This is a genomic window from Agrobacterium sp. SORGH_AS_0745, from assembly GCF_030818995.1.
Taxonomy (GTDB): domain Bacteria; phylum Pseudomonadota; class Alphaproteobacteria; order Rhizobiales; family Rhizobiaceae; genus Agrobacterium; species Agrobacterium tumefaciens.
The window spans coordinates 1,415,399-1,431,997 of record NZ_JAUTBI010000003.1 but is presented as its reverse complement, the minus strand read 5'-3'; the positions used below and the strand labels follow the sequence as shown (position 1 = coordinate 1,431,997).

General features: G+C 59.9%; 20 protein-coding genes. 15 read left to right on the top strand and 5 right to left on the bottom strand.

The window, feature by feature from the left end; all coding sequences use genetic code 11:
* Positions 1 to 96: 96 nt before the first annotated feature.
* A complete protein-coding gene (locus QE432_RS16650; protein ID WP_111783277.1) occupies positions 97 to 402 on the bottom strand; it encodes a MazG nucleotide pyrophosphohydrolase domain-containing protein in 306 nt (101 codons plus the stop codon).
* A 150-nt stretch (positions 403 to 552) separates the two neighbouring features.
* On the opposite strand from QE432_RS16650, the gene QE432_RS16645 reads away from it, so the two are divergent.
* Complete coding sequence (locus QE432_RS16645; protein WP_162686620.1) at positions 553 to 1,332, top strand: sulfite exporter TauE/SafE family protein; 780 nt, start codon at positions 553 to 555, stop codon at positions 1,330 to 1,332.
* 31 nt (positions 1,333 to 1,363) lie between these two features.
* On the opposite strand, the gene pdxH is transcribed toward QE432_RS16645, so the two are convergent.
* Positions 1,364 to 1,984 carry a pyridoxamine 5'-phosphate oxidase gene (pdxH, locus tag QE432_RS16640; RefSeq protein ID WP_003511768.1) on the bottom strand — a complete coding sequence of 207 codons (621 nt, stop codon included), beginning with the start codon at positions 1,982 to 1,984 and terminating at the stop codon, positions 1,364 to 1,366.
* Between the two features lie 56 nt (positions 1,985 to 2,040).
* On the opposite strand from pdxH, the gene QE432_RS16635 reads away from it, so the two are divergent.
* The 4 genes from QE432_RS16635 (at position 2,041) to QE432_RS16620 (ending at position 5,387) form a co-directional block, all read left to right on the top strand.
* Positions 2,041 to 2,490, top strand: coding sequence for an RT0821/Lpp0805 family surface protein (locus QE432_RS16635; RefSeq protein ID WP_003511767.1), 450 nt, complete (start codon positions 2,041 to 2,043; stop codon positions 2,488 to 2,490).
* 212 nt (positions 2,491 to 2,702) lie between these two features.
* The gene (locus QE432_RS16630) at positions 2,703 to 3,812 is read left to right on the top strand and encodes a DnaJ C-terminal domain-containing protein (protein ID WP_306625004.1); all 1,110 of its coding nucleotides are present in this window, start codon (positions 2,703 to 2,705) and stop codon (positions 3,810 to 3,812) included.
* Between the two features lie 131 nt (positions 3,813 to 3,943).
* Complete coding sequence (gene fabI / locus QE432_RS16625; protein ID WP_003511762.1) at positions 3,944 to 4,762, top strand: enoyl-ACP reductase FabI; 819 nt, start codon at positions 3,944 to 3,946, stop codon at positions 4,760 to 4,762.
* Positions 4,763 to 4,793: 31 nt separating this feature from the next.
* Positions 4,794 to 5,387 carry a histidine phosphatase family protein gene (locus QE432_RS16620; protein WP_003511761.1) on the top strand — a complete coding sequence of 198 codons (594 nt, stop codon included), beginning with the start codon at positions 4,794 to 4,796 and terminating at the stop codon, positions 5,385 to 5,387.
* 199 nt (positions 5,388 to 5,586) lie between these two features.
* Here the strand turns inward: QE432_RS16620 and QE432_RS16615 are convergent, their stop codons facing one another.
* Positions 5,587 to 5,847 (bottom strand): DUF1344 domain-containing protein, encoded by a 261-nt coding sequence (locus QE432_RS16615; RefSeq protein ID WP_003511760.1) that lies wholly within the window; start codon positions 5,845 to 5,847, stop codon positions 5,587 to 5,589.
* A 40-nt stretch (positions 5,848 to 5,887) separates the two neighbouring features.
* Here QE432_RS16615 and QE432_RS16610 point away from each other — a divergent pair, with 40 nt between their 5' ends.
* The 3 genes from QE432_RS16610 (at position 5,888) to ribB (ending at position 8,511) form a co-directional block, all read left to right on the top strand.
* Positions 5,888 to 6,163 (top strand): hypothetical protein, encoded by a 276-nt coding sequence (locus tag QE432_RS16610; protein WP_162686617.1) that lies wholly within the window; start codon positions 5,888 to 5,890, stop codon positions 6,161 to 6,163.
* A gap of 137 nt (positions 6,164 to 6,300) precedes the next feature.
* Positions 6,301 to 7,398 (top strand): chorismate synthase, encoded by a 1,098-nt coding sequence (gene aroC / locus QE432_RS16605; RefSeq protein ID WP_003511758.1) that lies wholly within the window; start codon positions 6,301 to 6,303, stop codon positions 7,396 to 7,398.
* Positions 7,399 to 7,410: 12 nt separating this feature from the next.
* Positions 7,411 to 8,511, top strand: a complete 1,101-nt coding sequence (gene ribB, locus QE432_RS16600; protein ID WP_003511757.1) for a 3,4-dihydroxy-2-butanone-4-phosphate synthase — start codon at positions 7,411 to 7,413, stop codon at positions 8,509 to 8,511.
* Positions 8,512 to 8,679: 168 nt separating this feature from the next.
* On the opposite strand, the gene QE432_RS16595 is transcribed toward ribB, so the two are convergent.
* Positions 8,680 to 9,873, bottom strand: a complete 1,194-nt coding sequence (locus QE432_RS16595; protein ID WP_306625001.1) for a winged helix-turn-helix domain-containing protein — start codon at positions 9,871 to 9,873, stop codon at positions 8,680 to 8,682.
* Positions 9,874 to 9,988: 115 nt separating this feature from the next.
* Between QE432_RS16595 and QE432_RS16590 the strand changes: the two genes are divergently transcribed.
* The 7 genes from QE432_RS16590 (at position 9,989) to dxs (ending at position 16,129) form a co-directional block, all read left to right on the top strand.
* The gene (locus QE432_RS16590) at positions 9,989 to 10,669 is read left to right on the top strand and encodes an energy-coupling factor ABC transporter ATP-binding protein (RefSeq protein ID WP_306624999.1); all 681 of its coding nucleotides are present in this window, start codon (positions 9,989 to 9,991) and stop codon (positions 10,667 to 10,669) included.
* Entirely contained in the window at positions 10,666 to 11,271 is a 606-nt protein-coding gene (locus tag QE432_RS16585) for an energy-coupling factor transporter transmembrane component T family protein (protein ID WP_306624997.1), read from the top strand. The genes QE432_RS16590 and QE432_RS16585 overlap by 4 nt, the downstream gene beginning before the upstream one ends.
* A 31-nt stretch (positions 11,272 to 11,302) precedes the next feature.
* Positions 11,303 to 11,866 (top strand): biotin transporter BioY, encoded by a 564-nt coding sequence (locus tag QE432_RS16580; RefSeq protein WP_035197936.1) that lies wholly within the window; start codon positions 11,303 to 11,305, stop codon positions 11,864 to 11,866.
* Positions 11,867 to 11,892: 26 nt separating this feature from the next.
* A complete protein-coding gene (locus QE432_RS16575) occupies positions 11,893 to 12,828 on the top strand; it encodes a histone deacetylase family protein (protein ID WP_003511750.1) in 936 nt (311 codons plus the stop codon).
* Between the two features lie 2 nt (positions 12,829 to 12,830).
* Positions 12,831 to 13,085, top strand: coding sequence for an exodeoxyribonuclease VII small subunit (locus QE432_RS16570; protein WP_003503059.1), 255 nt, complete (start codon positions 12,831 to 12,833; stop codon positions 13,083 to 13,085).
* Positions 13,086 to 13,187: 102 nt separating this feature from the next.
* Positions 13,188 to 14,111 carry a pirin family protein gene (locus QE432_RS16565; RefSeq protein WP_003511747.1) on the top strand — a complete coding sequence of 308 codons (924 nt, stop codon included), beginning with the start codon at positions 13,188 to 13,190 and terminating at the stop codon, positions 14,109 to 14,111.
* A 98-nt stretch (positions 14,112 to 14,209) separates the two neighbouring features.
* Positions 14,210 to 16,129, top strand: coding sequence for a 1-deoxy-D-xylulose-5-phosphate synthase (gene dxs / locus QE432_RS16560; RefSeq protein ID WP_003511745.1), 1,920 nt, complete (start codon positions 14,210 to 14,212; stop codon positions 16,127 to 16,129).
* Positions 16,130 to 16,172: 43 nt separating this feature from the next.
* Here dxs and QE432_RS16555 read toward each other — a convergent pair whose 3' ends face one another.
* Positions 16,173 to 16,535, bottom strand: coding sequence for a nuclear transport factor 2 family protein (locus QE432_RS16555; RefSeq protein ID WP_111783283.1), 363 nt, complete (start codon positions 16,533 to 16,535; stop codon positions 16,173 to 16,175).
* Positions 16,536 to 16,599 lie beyond the last annotated feature (64 nt).

The following is a 16,599-nucleotide window of genomic DNA, read 5'->3' as shown; positions in this document are numbered from 1 at the left end:
CGCCATTCTCGCAGCTCTGCTCTCTATCGTTTCGCTCTCATAATCGCGGCAGCGGCAGAGCCGCAGCGCTAGGGTCGCGTCCCTCCCCGCAAACTGTCAAACCGACGGTGTAAAACGCCACTTGCGCTCTATCGATGCTTCGATGTCGAGACCGTTATAATGGGCGAGCAGCAAAACGTGGCCGAGGAGATCGGCGGTTTCGTCGGCAAGATCGAGTTTCATCTCCTCTTCGCTTCTGTCTTTGCTGCGCCCACGCCCCGTCAGCCGGTTCCAGGCCTGCGTGACCTCACCAACCTCCTCCTGGAGCTTCAGCATATACCAGTCGGGATCGCGGACGATCCCATTTTCCTCAGCGTATTTCTGTGAGGCAGCTTCAAACTGGCGCATCAAGACAGCAAGCATTTGTTCATCCTTTGTTCGTGAGATACAAGTCTGATCACGATTCTCCGGCGGCGTCGATTCGAAAGCATATCGTGCGATAATCAGCTGAAATTTCCGCGACAGGTGCCTGCATGCGGGATAAAGAGGTATTCGAAACCCATGCAGTCACCCATGCCTCTCCTCGATTTTTTCCCGGCTCTCATCACCGCGCATAGTCCGACGCTGCTCGCCTTGTTTGCGGGCGCCGCCTTTCTCGCCGGACTTGCCCGCGGCTTTTCCGGCTTTGGTGCGGCCCTCATCTTCATTCCGCTGGCAAGCGCCATTGTCGGCCCGCGCATCGCCTCGGTGGTTCTTCTTATGGTGGACGGCGTTTTGACGCTCGGCATGATACCGCCGGCCTGGCGCATGGCCGACCGGCGTGAAGTCTTCACCATGGCAGCCGGTGCGCTTGTCGGTGTCCCGCTTGGAACGCTGCTGCTTTCCGGCGGGGATCCGCTCACCCTGCGCTGGATCATTTCCATCGTGGTTGTCGTGCTGCTGTTATTTCTCGTTTCCGGCTGGCGTTACAGCGGCCGGCCGAAAACGCCGCTCACCCTGTTCACCGGGCTTGTTGCCGGGCTGTTTTCAGGTGCGGCGCAACTGGGCGGTCCACCCATCGTCGCCTATTGGCTTGGCGGCGCCCTCAAGGGCGCTTTCGTGCGCGCCAATGTCATTCTCTATTTCGCGATTTCGACCGTGATATCCGCCACCAGCTATTTTTTTGGTGGCCTGTTCACCGCTGACGTCTTTGTTTTTTTCCTGCTGGCCCTGCCGTTTTACGGGGCGGGTCTTTATGCCGGTGCGCGGCTGCACGGGCTTGCCGACGAGGCGGCGTTCAGGCGCATCTGCTACGGCCTGATCGCCATTTCCGCCGTCATCGGCCTGCCGCTATTTGATTCGCTGCTGAAATAGGCAGGCAAGGACGGCCTGCCCCCTGCAGCTTTCAAGGATACATGCGGACCTTGGACCACGGTTCATCCGGCGTCTCGCGGCGGAATTCGACACGGTCGTGCAGGCGGAACTTGCGGTCGTGCCAGAACTCGATGCTGACCGGGCGAATGCGGAAACCGGACCAGTAGGAGGGGCGCGGAATATCGCCGATCGCATATTTCGCGGTGTATTCGGCAACCGCCTTTTCCAGCGCAAACCGGCCTTCCAGCGGCCGCGACTGCTTCGACGCCCAGGCGCCGATGCGGCTTCCGCGCGGACGCGAGGCGTAATAGCTATCCGCTTCTGCGTCGGTAACGATCTCCACCTCGCCGCGCAGACGCACCTGCCGGCGCAGGCTTTTCCAGTGGAAACACATGGCCGCTTTTTTCTGGCCCAGGATCTCACGCCCCTTCTGGCTTTCGAAATTCGTATAGAAAACGAAGCCGCGATCGTCGACGTCCTTCAGCAGCACCATGCGCACATTCGGCAGGCCGTTTTCATCGACGGTTGCGAGTGCTACCGCGTTCGGATCGTTGATTTCGGAGGCCGTCGCGTCCTTCAGCCATTCGGCAAAAAGCGTGAACGGTTCATTTTCTTCAGTGAAGTCACTGGATGTTAACCCCGTTTCCGACATATTGACTAAAATGCTCCCGAGCTGATTTGGACCCCAGAGATGATCTCTGGCGAAAGATGGTGACCGTCATAGCAAAGTCGAACAGTCGAACAAAGGGCCTCCTTTCATCGATAGCGGAAGTTTCCGCCATCGTGTCAATGCTTGTGGTGCTGAGCGGATGCGTCAGCCTTGACCTGTTCGGCGGCGACAAGGTCGATCGCTCGCTTTCCACCGCCTCCGTTCCCAACCAGCCCAATAATAACCCGCAGACCGACGACGCGACCATCCGCAATGCGGTCACATCGGCGGATCTCACCAAACTCGCGGAACAGCCCCTGCCCTGGGCCAATGCCGCAACCGGCAGCGCTGGTGTCGTCACCACCATTCACGAAGACAAGTCCAGCGGTTTCGTCTGCCGCGATTTCAAGACGACGCGCCACTCTTTCGAAGGTGTGGCGAGTTATGCCGGACAGGCCTGCCTGTCGGAAACCGGCGAATGGTTACTCACCCGCTTCGAACAGAAATAAACTGTTTACCCTGGCGCGCGGAATTAATCCGGCCGCATGGCGGCGCGCATTCCCCGTAAACAACTGCTTAGCAACTTATTGCCACAGTCGACGTTGTTTGAACCGAGGGCATGCATGCGAATGATCGCAGGCATCCCTTTTCGGAGGGGTTTGTTTCAGGATTGCGCCATGAGCGGCTGCACGTGCCTGAGCCAACGTAACTGGTGTTTCGCATGCGCGATCCGTATTCTATCCTCGGCTTAAAACGTGACGCCCGTCACGAAGACATCAAGGCTGCCTGGCGCACGAAGGCAAAAACCGTCCATCCGGACGCCAATCGCGATGACCCCGACGCGTCGGCGCGATTCGCCGAGGTCGGGCAGGCCTACGATCTTCTGAAAGACCCCAAAAAGCGCGATCTTTACGACCAGGCCCGCAAGGCGGCCGAGAAAAAGCAGCGCGGCGAAACAATCATGCAGCAGCGGGAGGCGGCGCGCGAGGCCGCCGAGCGCGCCAGGGCCGCTGAGAAGCTGATGGAGGAACTGGCCCGTGCGGATGCCCGCAACAGGGCGCAAACCGGCCAGAAAGCCGACGCAAAACCCGAAACGGCCGAAGATATCGTCGAGCGGATTTTCGGCGCAGACGCGCAGAACGACCCCAAGGTGCAGCAGGCAGCCGAAGCGGCGAAAGCCGCAGCCACGGGCGTTAAGGGCGACGCGCCCGGTGCTGGCGAGACCACGCAGGCGTCTGCAAGCGAAACCGCAGCTGCCTCGCTCGCCGCCAATCTCTTCAGCGCTCTCGTGCGCCGCTTCCGCCCCCCGCAGACACCGCCGGAAAAGGCACCTGACATCACGGCGGAAGCCACCGTTACGGTCACCGAACTTCTGGAGCGCAAATGGATCACCGTATCCCTTGCCGACGAACGCGAGGTTCGCTTCCAGCTTGAACCCGGCATGACGGACGGTCATGTGGTGCGGCTAAAGGGCCAAGGGCTGAAGCTGCCGAACATTGCGCGCGGCGATCTGGCCGTCACGTTGCTGGCGGCGCGCGACGACGCATTTTCCCTTCGCGGCTTCGATATTCATACGACGCTGCCAATCTCTCTCAGTGACGCGGTTCTGGGTTGCGAGACGAGTATCCGGACGCCGCTTGGCGAGGAAACCGTGACCATTCCTGCCTGGTCCGGCTCCGATCGCGAGCTGCGGCTTGCCGAAAAGGGGCTTGCGGACGGCAAGGGTGGATATGGCGATCTCGTCATCGAATTGCGCATCATCCTGCTCGAAAAGCCGGACGAGAAGGTGACTGACCTCATGCGCCACATGCGCGAAGGCCTTTATTTGTAAAAGTTTTGCGAATAGGTGGGACAACGCACCCTTTGTTACGTTCCCTAACAGTAGATGATCCTCGGCAATCTTGAACAGGATTGCAGCCTATGCCATAGGCAGGATCAATCGAAAGTATCAGGGAGCATACAATGGCTCAGGCATCCGGCCTTATGGCTGGCAAACGCGGCATCATCTTGGGTGTCGCCAATAATCGTTCAATCGCTTGGGGCATTGCCAAGGCTTGCGCGGACGCGGGCGCGGAAATCGCGCTCACCTGGCAGGGCGACGCGCTGAAGAAGCGTGTTGAACCGCTGGCGCAGGAACTGGGCGCCTTCATGGCCGGCCACTGTGACGTGACCGACCTCGAGACGATCGATGCGGTTTTTGCCGGGCTGGAAAAGCATTGGGGCAAGATCGATTTCGTCGTGCACGCCATCGCCTTTTCGGACAAGGACGAGCTGACCGGCCGTTATCTCGACACCAGCCGCGATAACTTCAACCGTACCATGGACATTTCCGTCTTCTCGCTGGCCGCCGTTGCCAAGCGGGCAGAGCCGATCATGAATGATGGCGGTTCGATCATCACGCTCACCTATTACGGTGCCGAGAAGGTCATGCCGAACTACAACGTCATGGGCGTGGCCAAGGCTGCACTCGAGGCCAGCGTTCGTTATCTCGCGGTAGACCTCGGCAGTCGCGGCATCCGCGTCAACGCGGTTTCCGCTGGCCCGATCAAGACGCTTGCGGCTTCCGGTATCGGCGATTTCCGTTACATTCTGAAATGGAACGAATACAACGCGCCGCTGAAGCGCACCGTTTCCATCGAAGAAGTCGGCAAGTCGGCGCTTTACCTGCTGTCCGACCTTTCGACGGCTGTCACCGGCGAAATCCACCATGTGGATTCCGGTTATCACACCATCGGCATGAAGGCCGTTGACGCGCCGGATATTTCGGTGGTCAAGGACTGAGCCGACCGAACTTTGAAACAGGGGTATCGCCTTGCTCGTCTATGTGATCCGGCACGGACAAACGGACTGGAATGCGATACGCCGGCTTCAGGGCCAGAAAGACATTCCGCTCAATGATTTCGGCCGCGCGCAAGCGGTCGGCAACGGCAAGGTTCTGGCGCAAATTCTCGGCGACTCCGCGCGTGATTTCGATTACGTGGCAAGCCCGCTCGGGCGCACGCGCGAGACCATGGAGCTGATGCGCGGGGCGATGGGGCTCGATCCCCACGCATACCGTACCGATGACCGCCTCGTCGAAGTTTCCTTCGGCGACTGGGAAGGCCAGACCCTGCCGGAACTGAAAAAAGAATTTCCCGACCGGGTGAAAGCGCGCAAGGCCAACAAGTGGGACTTCATTCCCCCAGGTCAGCATGCCGAAAGCTATGAAATCCTGTCCTGGCGTATTGGCGCATGGCTTTCCTCAGTCGAGGTGCCGACGGTATGTGTCTGCCACGGCGGCGTGATCCGCTCGATCTTCCGCCTGGTTTCCGGCATGGACAAGGATGAAGCCTCTACGACGCAGATCCCGCAGGACCGGATTTTGAAGGTCGAGATCGACAGGAACAGTGCTGAGTGGATTTCGTGAGGGTACCGATCCTCTTCTGTCATTCCGGCCTCGAGCCGGAACCCGGCCAGCCCAAATCTTTAGGCTGAAAAACCAATCCCGCCACGCAGGCGCTCGTCGGCTGAATGTCGGATCAAGTCCGGCATAATGGAAATTCTGGAGCTTCCCGACCGGGACTAAAGAGGTCCGCCTCGACAACAGGCAGAGCCGAAACCGCAGTTTACTGCACGACCTCGAGATCATCGACCACGCGTTTTCCGTCCACTTCCGTGTAGAAAACAACGACCTTCACACCTGCCTTCAGGCCTTCAAAATTGAACTCTTCCGGCACACGGTAATTCTTGCCGTCGTTCAAGGTAATGGTCAGCGCATTCACGTCGATCTTGCTGATCGTTCCCTCGACATCGACGCTCTGGGCGTAGCTGTTGATAGGCATAAGCAAGTTGGCGGTGGCCAGAAGGGCGGCAATCATCATACGCATCGATCTAGCTTTCGTGAATTTGCGTGAAAACCTTACATGCATGAAGAATTGCCTTTCGAATGTGGCGGAAATTGCCCGCAACCATGACATTTTCGGCCCAATTGATGAACGGATTTTGGATCACGTTCAAGTCGTTAGTGATTTTTACACCGCATTTCCCGGCAATATTGGAAAACCGCGAAACAGCGTGGAAAACACCAGCACCTTTACACTTTTGTCACCTGGAAAACCCTGCGCCGTTTCCGCCGAATCATTCATCCGGCCAGTCGTCAGCCATCGTCACGCCTGTCGTTTTCCGGACTGCTCGGCGTCGTGAACGGTGCGTCACCGTCTTATCGGACTTGCGATGAAAGAAAGGCTTTTGCCTTGGTCCGATTTTCTACTATGACAAATCCGCTTGTTTTAAACGGCCCCTGTCCGCAGGCGCGCCCTCGTTTTCCGGTCTAGAGAAATATGTCGCATAACAGCTTCGGTCATCTTTTTCGCGTTACCACCTGGGGCGAAAGCCATGGGCCCGCTTTGGGCTGCGTGGTGGACGGCTGCCCGCCCGGTATTCGCTTCACGCTTGCCGAGGTGCAGCACTGGATGGACAAGCGCAAGCCCGGCCAAAGCCGCTTCGTCACCCAGCGCCGTGAAGATGACATTGTCAAAGTCCTGTCCGGCGTGATGCTGGATGAGGACGGCGAGACGATGATAACCACCGGCACGCCGATCTCCATGCTGATCGAAAATACCGACCAGCGTTCCAAGGATTACGGCGAGATTGCCCGCAGCTTCCGCCCTGGCCATGCCGACTTCACCTATGACCTGAAATACGGCATTCGCGATTATCGCGGCGGCGGACGCTCTTCCGCCCGCGAGACGGCGGCGCGTGTTGCCGCAGGCGCAATCGCCCGCAAGGTGGTACCGAGCCTCAACGTGCGTGGTGCGCTGGTGCAGATCGGCAAACACAAGATCAACCGTGACAATTGGGATTGGGACCAGGTCGATCAGAACCCGTTCTTCTGCCCCGATCCGGCGATGGTGCCGGTGTGGGAAGAATATCTTGACGGCATCCGCAAGGCGGGATCGTCGATCGGCGCGGTCGTCGAAGTCGTGGCGGAAGGTGTTCCGGCCGGCATCGGCGCGCCGATCTACGCCAAGCTCGATCAGGATATTGCCTCCAGCCTGATGTCGATCAACGCCGTCAAGGGCGTGGAGATTGGCGAGGGATTTGCCTCGGCTGAGCTTTCCGGCGAGGAGAATGCCGACGAGATGCGCATGGGCAATGACGGCAAACCGATTTTCCTGTCGAACCATGCCGGCGGCATTCTGGGGGGCATCGCGACTGGCGAGCCCGTCATCGCTCGCTTCGCCATCAAGCCCACCTCCTCCATTCTGACGGAGCGCCAGTCCATCGACACCGACGGCCGCAATGTGGATGTGCGCACCAAGGGCCGCCACGACCCCTGCGTCGGCATCCGCGCCGTGCCGATCGGCGAGGCGATGGTGGCCTGCACCGTTGCCGACCATTATTTGAGAGATCGTGGCCAGACCGGCCGGTTGAAGTGAGGTAAATCCGAAATGGCCTATGATCAGAAACGTGTCGTCGACGCTATCCGCGCTTTCGAAGCTGGCGAGATCGTTGTCGTGACCGACGACGACGACCGTGAAAACGAAGGCGATCTGATTATTTCGGCGGTTCATTGCACGCCGGAAAAAATGGCGCTGATCGTGCGCCACACATCCGGCATCGTTTGCGCGCCCATGCCGCGTGACGAGGCAAAGAGGCTGAACCTCAACGCCATGGTGGCGGAAAACGACAGCGCCCACACCACCGCCTTCACCGTCAGCGTCGACTTCAAGCATGGCACGACGACCGGTATTTCCGCGGATGACCGCACCTTGACGGTGCGCAATCTCGCCAACCCGAATGTCGGCGCGTCGGATTTCACCCGGCCAGGCCACATTTTCCCGCTGATTTCCCGCGAAGGCGGCGTGCTGATGCGTTCCGGCCATACCGAAGCGGCCGTCGATCTCTGCCGACTCGCCGGCCTGCCGCCCATCGGCGTCATCAGCGAGCTGGTCAATGACGATGGCACGGTGATGCGCGGTCCGCAGGTTCTGGATTTCGCCGAAAAACACGGCATGAAGCATGTTTCGGTCGCCGATCTGATCGCCTATCGCCAGCGCAAGGAAACGCTGGTGGAGATGGAATCCTCCTTCACCATCCAAACCCCGTTCGGACCGGCCAAGGCGCATACCTATTCCCTGCCATGGGACCGGATGCAGCATATGGCGGTGATTTTCGGCGATATCCGCGATGGCGTCGATATTCCCGTCCGCCTGCACCCTGAAAACGTTGCTGACGACGTGTTCGGCGACCGCCAGCCGGTGCAGCACTATATGCAGAAGATCGCCGAAGAAGGCCGCGGCGTCATCGTCTATCTGCGCGAAGGTTCTGTCGGCGTCGGCCAGGTGGACGGACGGCGCAAGGCGCGTGATCCCGACGAAGCGCACGCACAGGCCCGCTCCCGCGAAAATGAGTGGCTGGAAATCGGCCTCGGCGCGCAGATTCTCAAAGACCTCGGCATCAGCTCGATCAAGCTGATGACGACCCGCGAGCGCCACTATGTCGGGCTGGAAGGCTTTGGGATCAAGATTTCGGCAACGGATATCGGGTGATTTAGGGACGTCGCGAGGGCGCTTCGATTTGGCGTCCTCTCCGCCCGTCCGGCGTCATCCTCGGTCTTGTGCCGAGGATCTGCAGACGCATCCTATACATTTTCCGTTGCAGATGCTCGGGACGGGCCCGAGCATGACGGAAGAGGCAGTCGCCGGCTCAAGGCGCAATTACACATCCTGCCACCCCTCCAGATAATTCACACTCTCCACTCCCGTAAACTTCGCAAGCCGCGACAATTCCGCGTCTAGTTTCTCGAGCCTTCCTGCTGAGGCGCGCACGCCCGGTTCCAGCCACAGGCGGCGCACATCCAGCGTGCTGCGCTTGCGGTCTGCCTTCATGTCGATACGGCCGATCAGCCGGTCGCCTTCCAGAAGCGGGAAGACGTAATAGCCATATTGCCGTTTCGGCTCGGGTACGAAGACCTCGATACGGTAATAGAAGCCAAACAGCCGCTCCGTGCGGTTGCGGTCGCGCAACAGCGGATCGAAGGGGCTCAGCACACGGACGCGGGACGACGGTTCCGGCAGGTTGGCGACATCGGCGCTGAAATCCGCAAAGGCATAGGACGGACGGGCAGCACCGCCATCGCTTGCGAGAAGCGAGACCTCGCACAGTTCGTCACGGTGGCTCTTGACCCAGTCCCTCGCCTCCTGCGGGGTAACGAGATCAAAAAAGGCGGCGATTTCGCCATGGGTGGCAAAACCCAGCCGGGTGAGCGCCTGCCGGCAGGCCCAGTCGACGAATTGCGTATGCTCCACTTCGCTTTCGTGGTGCTCGCCGGGAATGACCCGCTCCGCCAGATCATAGACCTTCTGGAAATTCACGCGGCCGGATATGGCAAGCTTGCCGGTGTGCCACAGATATTCGAGTGCGGTCTTGGAAGGATGCCAGTTCCACCAGCCGCCGGACTGATGCCCCTCCTCCTTCAACTCACGCGCCAGAACCGGACCCGTGGCGGCGATGCGCTCCAGCGTCTCGGCGAAAGCCGCATCAAACCCCTCACCGTGCCATTTGCGCCAGCGCTCCTGAATGATCGGCTCGCGGCGGCGGAAGCGGTGCTTCCAATAGGGGTAAAATTCGGTCGGCACGATGGAGGCATCATGCGTCCAGTGCTCGAACAGCGCGCGGTCCTTTTCCAGCAGTGCTGTCAGATGTTCGCGCCTGTAGGTCTGGTTTCGGGAGAATATTATCTGGTGATGGGCGCGCTCCACCGTGCCGATACTGTCCACCTGCACGAAACCGATATCGGTAATGAGCTGCAGCAGGCCATCCTTGGAAAGCGCCTTTCCGGGCGGAGAGCAAAGCCCCTGCCGCGCCAAAAAAATCCGCCTTGCCGCTTCGTTTGAAACCTTGATCGTCATAAAGCAGAAGGTATGACGGCTTTTTCAGGATTGCAATGTTCTTTTTTTGTTCTTTGTTTCACTTCTGTTGATGACACGATATAGAACCGGAAAGCGATAGAGGGATGCATCAATCTTGGAAATCCGTTTCGACACCGCAGGCGTCACCTTCGAGGGCAGGCAGGCTTTACAGCCCGTGTCCCTGACATTGACTGAACGGCGTATCGGCGTCATCGGCCTCAACGGCTCGGGCAAGACCACCTTTGCGCGGCTGATCAATGGTCTGACAAAGCCGACGCACGGCAAGGTGTCGGTGAACGGTCTCGACACCGTCAAAGATGCGAGAGCGGTAGTACAGGCAGTCGGTTTCATCTTCCAGAATCCGCAGAACCAGATCATCCTGCCGATCATACGCGACGATGTCGCCTTCGGCCTCAAGCGACTCGGTATCGGCAAGACGGAGACAGAAACGCGGGTCAAGGCCGTGCTTGCCCGGCTCGGTATCGCTCATCTGGAAGAACGGCGCGCGCACGAGCTTTCCGGCGGCGAATTGCAGCTGGCGGCGCTGGCCGCCCTGCTGGTCACTGAACCGCAAATCCTCATTCTCGATGAACCGACGAATCAGCTCGACCTCAAAAACCGCGCGATCGTTGAAAAGACAATGGCTGCGCTGTCGCAGGCGCTTGTCGTCATCACCCACGATCTGCCGCTGCTTTCCGGCTTCGATCGCGTACTGGTTTTTCACGAAGGCGAGCTTGTTGCAGACGCCAACCCCGAAGAGGCGGTGGCACGTTATCTGGAGGTTGCGTCGCGATGAAGTCCCTGCATGTCGAAGGTACGGGCTGGCTCTACCGCGTCTCTCCGCGCCTCAAGCTCGTGACGCTGATGGTTTTCAGCATTGCGCTATTTCTCACCCGCGATCTGCTTTTGCTGGGATGCGCCGTCGTTGTGGCCGCCGCCATTCTGCGCGAGACGCGGCTGCAATTCCGCGAGATCGGCCTGCGGCTACGCCCGGTGATGCTGACCATTCTCCTCGTTGCCGCCTTCAGCTATCTGCTGCTTCCCGTACACGATGCGAGTGTCAATCTTCTGCGGCTGACTGCACTGGCGCTTCTCGCCACCGCCGTCACCATCACCGTCAGCATTTCGCAATTCATGGACGAAATCGCGCTTGCCGCCGCCCCGCTGGAAAGGCTGGGGCTGGTCAAGGCGGCCGATATCGGGCTTGCGGTCGGGCTCGTCGTGCGGTTCGTGCCTGAGATCGTCAATCGTTACCATGCCGTGCGCGATGCGCACCGGGCGCGCGGCCTCCCCGTTCGGCTGGCCGCGATCATCGTGCCGCTCGTCATTATGACGTTGAAGGATGCGGATGCCATCGCCGACGCCATTGACGCGCGCGGTTTCAGAGGCCAAAGCTGACGGCAAAACAACCACCCGGAGTTCCCGAGCCATGACGACCCGCGACCTTGTGCTGATCTCGCTGTTTTCCGCCATCATCATCGCACTCGGACTTTTGCCGCCGATCACGCTTGGTTTCATTCCGGTGCCCATCACCGCGCAGTCACTTGGCGTCATGCTGGCCGGTGTCGTGCTGGGGGCGAAACGCGGCACGCTCGCGGTTCTTCTGACCATCCTCATCGCCGCCATCGGCCTGCCAGTCCTCTCAGGCGGACGCGGCGGCCTTTCCATCTTCACCACGCCGACCACGGGCTTCCTGATCGGCTGGATTGCTGCCGCTTTCGTCACCGGCACGCTCTCGGAAAAACTCGTCAATCGCGGCCAGTCGGCTCTGACGCAGGGTATCGGTTTCTTCATCGCCAGCCTCGCCGGCGGCGTGGTCGTGCTTTATGCCTTCGGCATCTCCTATCTGGCGCTGGTGGTAGGGCTCGGGTTTGAAAAGGCGTTCATGGGTTCGCTCGCTTTCATTCCTGGCGATGCGTTGAAGGCCGTGCTTGCCGCCCTTGCCGGCCGCGCTGTGATGGTCGGTTATCCGCTTTTGCCGCAGCGCGCTTGATCAGCTTATTTCGGGAGGATTAGAGAATGGCGACCCGTCTTTACGAACATCCGATCTTCCTTGAACACATCACGCCGGAAGGCCATCCCGAGCGGCCGGATCGGCTGCGATCTCTGAACATTGCGCTCGAACATCCGAATTTCGAGCGACTGGTCCGCAAGCAAGCACCGCAGGCCAACGAGGATGCCGTGCTTCTGGCGCATCCGGAGGAGCATCTGCTGTCCGTCATGCGCCAGATTCCCGAGGAAGATGGCGAGATCAACCGCGTCGAGGCCGACACCTATGTCTCGCCGAAAAGCCTGCAGGCGGCGCTGACCGGTATAGGCGCTGCGATGGTGGCGGTAGATGACGTGTTTACGGGTGCCGCCGACAACGTCTTCGTTGCGTCCCGCCCGCCCGGCCACCATGCGGAAACCGCAAAGGCAATGGGGTTCTGTCTCTTCAACAATGCAGCAATCGCCGCACGTCACGCCCAGAAGGTGCACGGCGCAGAGCGCGTCGCCATCATCGACTGGGACGTGCATCACGGCAACGGTACGCAGGATATCTTCTGGAACGACACGTCAGTGCTGTTCTGTTCCACCCACCAGATGCCGCTTTACCCGTGGAGCGGCGATAAAAACGAAACCGGCGTGAAGAACAATGTCGTCAACGCGCCACTTTCCCCCAATACTGGCAGCGAGTATTTTCGCGAGGCGTTCAAATCCCGAGTCCTGCCGGCGATTGCCGATTTTTCGCCCGATCTCATCATCATCTCCGCCGGTTTCGACGCGCATCACCGCGATCCGCTTGCGCAGATCAATCTGGTGGGCGAGGATTTCGACTGGGCGACGGGGCGGCTGCTGGAAATGGCGGACAAATACGCCTCGAACCGGGTCGTCAGCCTGCTTGAAGGCGGTTATGATCTGGAAGGGCTGGCGGAATCGGCGGCCATGCATATTTTGAGAATGATGAAGGGTTGAAAATGACGGAAAATGCCAACACAGCCGATGTCAGCGGTTATTCCTTCGAAAAGGCCGTCGCCGAGCTGGAAAGCATTGTTGCACGCCTGGAGCGCGGAGACGTGGCGCTGGACGAGTCGATCGCCATCTACGAGCGCGGCGAAGCCCTGAAAAAACATTGCGAGACGCTGTTGAACGCCGCCGAAAAGCGTATCGAGAAAATCCGTCTCGACCGCGCCGGAAAACCACAGGGCGTGGAGCCGCTGGACGGGGAATAAACACGTCCTGTTGAACGGGGGCGACACAGCGTTCAACATTACGGCGCTCCCACGTCGTATCGTTCGTGGTAAGCTTGCGTGTCACGATACGAGGAGCTTCGGATGTCCTTCTTTCCCGGCAACGATCCTGTCGCGGGTGATGCTTTCGCCTGCGACGCCATCGAAAACCTCATCATTCCGCGCACCAGCGATATTGGCGGCTTCGCCGTGCGGCGGGCGCTGCCGACGCGGCAGCGGCGTCTTGTCGGCCCCTTCATCTTTTTCGACCGCATGGGTCCGGCCATCCTGAAGGCGGGCGAGGCGCTGGATGTCAAGCCGCATCCGCATATCGGGCTTTCCACCGTTACCTATCTGTTTGACGGCGAAATCAAGCATCGCGACAGTCTCGGCACCGAACTGGTCATCCGGCCCGGCGACATCAACCTGATGACGGCGGGGCGCGGAATCGTGCATTCGGAGCGCACGCCGGAAAACCTGCGCGGCCATCCGCTTTCCATGTCCGGCCTGCAGACCTGGCTTGCCCTCCCCGATCATATGGAGGAAATCGCTCCGGCCTTTTCCCATACCGCCCGGGAAGACATGCCTCTGATCGATATCAAGGGCGCATCCGGCCGGGTCGTTATCGGTGATTTCGAAGGCCTCACTTCCCCCGTTTCGGCTTTTACTGACACGCTTTACGTTGACCTGACGCTGGAACCGGGTGTGAAATTCCCGTTCTCTGCCGACCATGAGGAACGGGCGATCTACATTCTTTCCGGCTCTCTGGATGTCGCGGGTGACGTTTTTGCCGCCGACCAGTTGCTCGTCTTCCGGCCCGGCGACGACATCACATTGCAGAGCGGCAGTGGCGGCTGTCACATCATGATCTTCGGCGGTGCGGCACTCAACCAGCGCCGTTACATCTGGTGGAACTTCGTTTCGTCATCAAAAGAACGCATAGAGCAGGCCAAACAGGAGTGGAGAACCGGACGCTTCGATATCGTTCCCGGCGACGAAGAAGAGTTTGTCCCTTTGCCGGAGGGTTGAAATTCTATAGAAGTGAACGACATGCAGGGCTTAACTACTGGCTTTCTATATGAAAGACGCACTGGTGCCCGCCGCTGACACGAGAAAAGGCCGAACGATTGACCGGAATGCCACAGACCCCATTGCTTGACCGGGTGAATTTTCCATCCGATCTCAAGGAGATCGACGATCGCGACCTGCCGGAACTGGCAAGGGAGTTGCGCGACGAGATGATCGACGCGGTGTCGAGCACCGGCGGGCATCTGGGTGCCGGTCTGGGCGTGGTGGAGCTGACGATTGCCATCCACAAGGTGTTCAACACGCCTGAAGACCGGCTGATCTTCGATGTTGGCCACCAATGTTATCCGCACAAGATCCTGACCGGCCGTCGCGAGCGCATCCGCACGCTGCGCCAGGAAGGCGGGCTTTCCGGTTTCACGCGTCGGGCCGAGAGCGAATATGACGATTTCGGCGCCGGCCATTCCTCCACCTCCATTTCCGCCGGTCTCGGCATGGCGGTGGCTGCGGGGCTGGATCAGAGCGACCGCAAGGTTATCGCCGTCATCGGTGATGGCTCCATGTCTGCGGGCATGGCGTTTGAGGCGCTCAACAATGCCGGTGCGCTCGACGCGCGGCTGATCGTCATCCTCAACGACAACGACATGTCGATTGCGCCGCCGACGGGCGCGATGAGCGCTTATCTCGCGCGGCTGGCCTCCGGCCGCACCTATATGGGCTTTCGCGATTTCGGCAAGAAACTCACCGCCTATCTCGGCAAGACCATCGACCGCGCCATTACCCGCGCCGTGACCCATGCGCGCGGTTACGTGACCGGTGGCACGCTGTTCGAGGAGCTTGGCTTCTATCACATCGGCCCGATCGACGGTCATTCCTTCGATCACCTGCTGCCGGTGCTGCGCAATGTGCGCGACAACCAGAAAGGCCCTGTTCTCATCCATGTGGTGACGCAGAAGGGCAAGGGTTATGCGCCGGCGGAAGCGGCAGCGGACAAATATCACGGCGTCAACAAGTTCGATGTCATTACCGGCGCACAGGCGAAAGCCAAGCCGAATGCGCCGAGCTATACCAGCGTGTTTGCCGAAGCGCTTATCCAGGAAGCGACACTCGACGACAAGATCATCGGCGTCACCGCCGCCATGCCTAATGGTACCGGGCTGGACAAGATGGCCGAGCTTTTCCCGGCCCGCACCTTCGATGTCGGCATTGCCGAGCAGCACGCCGTCACCTTCGCGGCGGGGCTTGCGGCTGACGGTTACAAGCCGTTCTGCGCGCTTTATTCCACCTTCCTGCAACGCGGTTACGACCAGCTGGTGCATGATGTGGCGATCCAGAGCTTGCCCGTGCGCTTCCCCATCGACCGCGCCGGTTTCGTCGGCGCAGACGGACCGACCCATGCCGGCTCTTTCGACACCACATTCCTTGCCACCCTGCCCGGCATGGTGGTTATGGCGGCGTCCGACGAGGCCGAGCTGAAACATATGGTTCGCACAGCCGCAGCCTATGATGAAGGCCCGATTTCCTTCCGTTATCCGCGCGGAGAAGGCGTGGGCGTTGAGATGCCCGCACGCGGTGAGATTTTGCAGATCGGCAAGGGCCGCATCATCAAGGAAGGCACCAAGGTTGCACTCCTTTCCTTCGGCACACGCCTTGCGGAGTGCCTGGCGGCGGCCGAGGACCTCGATGCGGCCGGACTTTCGACCACGGTTGCCGATGCGCGCTTCGCCAAGCCGCTCGACCTCGACCTCATCCGCCAGCTTGCGGCTCATCATGAGGTTCTGGTGACGATCGAGGAAGGCTCTGTCGGCGGTTTCGGTGCACATGTGCTGCATTTCATGGCAAGCGCAGGCTTGCTCGACCACGGCCCGAAGGTTCGGACCCTGACCCTGCCTGACCATTGGGTGGAGCAGGCCAAGCCGGAGACCATGTATGCCAATGCCGGCCTCGACCGCGCCGGCATCGTTTCCACCGTGTTCAATGCGCTCGGCCAGCGTCAGGCCGGCGTCGGTTTCGCCGGCTGACAGCATTACCGGGACAGAAGGCGGGGGACGACCCGCCTCTGCCTCAGGATGCGGCGCCATCGAGAAAACCGACGACATTTTCAATCCGCCCCTCGGCATTCAGGCTGACGACATCGGTTCCGCCGGCGACATCTTCTCCGTCAGGCGAAATGAGACGCCATGAAAAACGGGTGAAGTTGCCGTGGCCATCCGGGGTGCCTGTGAGCACAAAGCGATATCCCGGAAATTTCTGCCGCGCCGCCTCGATCATCGCGGCAATCCCCTGCTGCCCCTCACCCTGCATCAAAGGATCTGTATAGCACGCCATTTCAGCCCAGCCTTGGCTGACGAGGCGCTGGCGGCGTTCATCGTTCTCCTCGTTCCAGACAGCGAGGTAGGTTTCGGCGACTTTGAGATGTTGCGTCATGATTGCGCTCCTTTTGGTTGACGGCCTGAGCATGCCGGGGGCTGTGACGCAGAACAATTACCTG

Excerpts from the sequence above, each read along its gene's own strand:
- QE432_RS16650 (WP_111783277.1), bottom strand. The coding sequence starts at position 402 with ATGCTTGCTGTCTTGATGCGCCAGTTTGAAGCTGCCTCACAGAAATAC.
- QE432_RS16645 (WP_162686620.1), top strand. The coding sequence starts at position 553 with ATGCCTCTCCTCGATTTTTTCCCGGCTCTCATCACCGCGCATAGTCCG.
- pdxH (WP_003511768.1), bottom strand. The coding sequence starts at position 1,984 with ATGTCGGAAACGGGGTTAACATCCAGTGACTTCACTGAAGAAAATGAA.
- QE432_RS16635 (WP_003511767.1), top strand. The coding sequence starts at position 2,041 with ATGGTGACCGTCATAGCAAAGTCGAACAGTCGAACAAAGGGCCTCCTT.
- QE432_RS16630 (WP_306625004.1), top strand. The coding sequence starts at position 2,703 with ATGCGCGATCCGTATTCTATCCTCGGCTTAAAACGTGACGCCCGTCAC.
- fabI (WP_003511762.1), top strand. The coding sequence starts at position 3,944 with ATGGCTCAGGCATCCGGCCTTATGGCTGGCAAACGCGGCATCATCTTG.
- QE432_RS16615 (WP_003511760.1), bottom strand. The coding sequence starts at position 5,847 with ATGCGTATGATGATTGCCGCCCTTCTGGCCACCGCCAACTTGCTTATG.
- QE432_RS16610 (WP_162686617.1), top strand. The coding sequence starts at position 5,888 with ATGAAGAATTGCCTTTCGAATGTGGCGGAAATTGCCCGCAACCATGAC.
- aroC (WP_003511758.1), top strand. The coding sequence starts at position 6,301 with ATGTCGCATAACAGCTTCGGTCATCTTTTTCGCGTTACCACCTGGGGC.
- ribB (WP_003511757.1), top strand. The coding sequence starts at position 7,411 with ATGGCCTATGATCAGAAACGTGTCGTCGACGCTATCCGCGCTTTCGAA.
- QE432_RS16595 (WP_306625001.1), bottom strand. The coding sequence starts at position 9,873 with ATGACGATCAAGGTTTCAAACGAAGCGGCAAGGCGGATTTTTTTGGCG.
- QE432_RS16585 (WP_306624997.1), top strand. The coding sequence starts at position 10,666 with ATGAAGTCCCTGCATGTCGAAGGTACGGGCTGGCTCTACCGCGTCTCT.
- QE432_RS16580 (WP_035197936.1), top strand. The coding sequence starts at position 11,303 with ATGACGACCCGCGACCTTGTGCTGATCTCGCTGTTTTCCGCCATCATC.
- QE432_RS16575 (WP_003511750.1), top strand. The coding sequence starts at position 11,893 with ATGGCGACCCGTCTTTACGAACATCCGATCTTCCTTGAACACATCACG.
- QE432_RS16570 (WP_003503059.1), top strand. The coding sequence starts at position 12,831 with ATGACGGAAAATGCCAACACAGCCGATGTCAGCGGTTATTCCTTCGAA.
- QE432_RS16565 (WP_003511747.1), top strand. The coding sequence starts at position 13,188 with ATGTCCTTCTTTCCCGGCAACGATCCTGTCGCGGGTGATGCTTTCGCC.
- QE432_RS16555 (WP_111783283.1), bottom strand. The coding sequence starts at position 16,535 with ATGACGCAACATCTCAAAGTCGCCGAAACCTACCTCGCTGTCTGGAAC.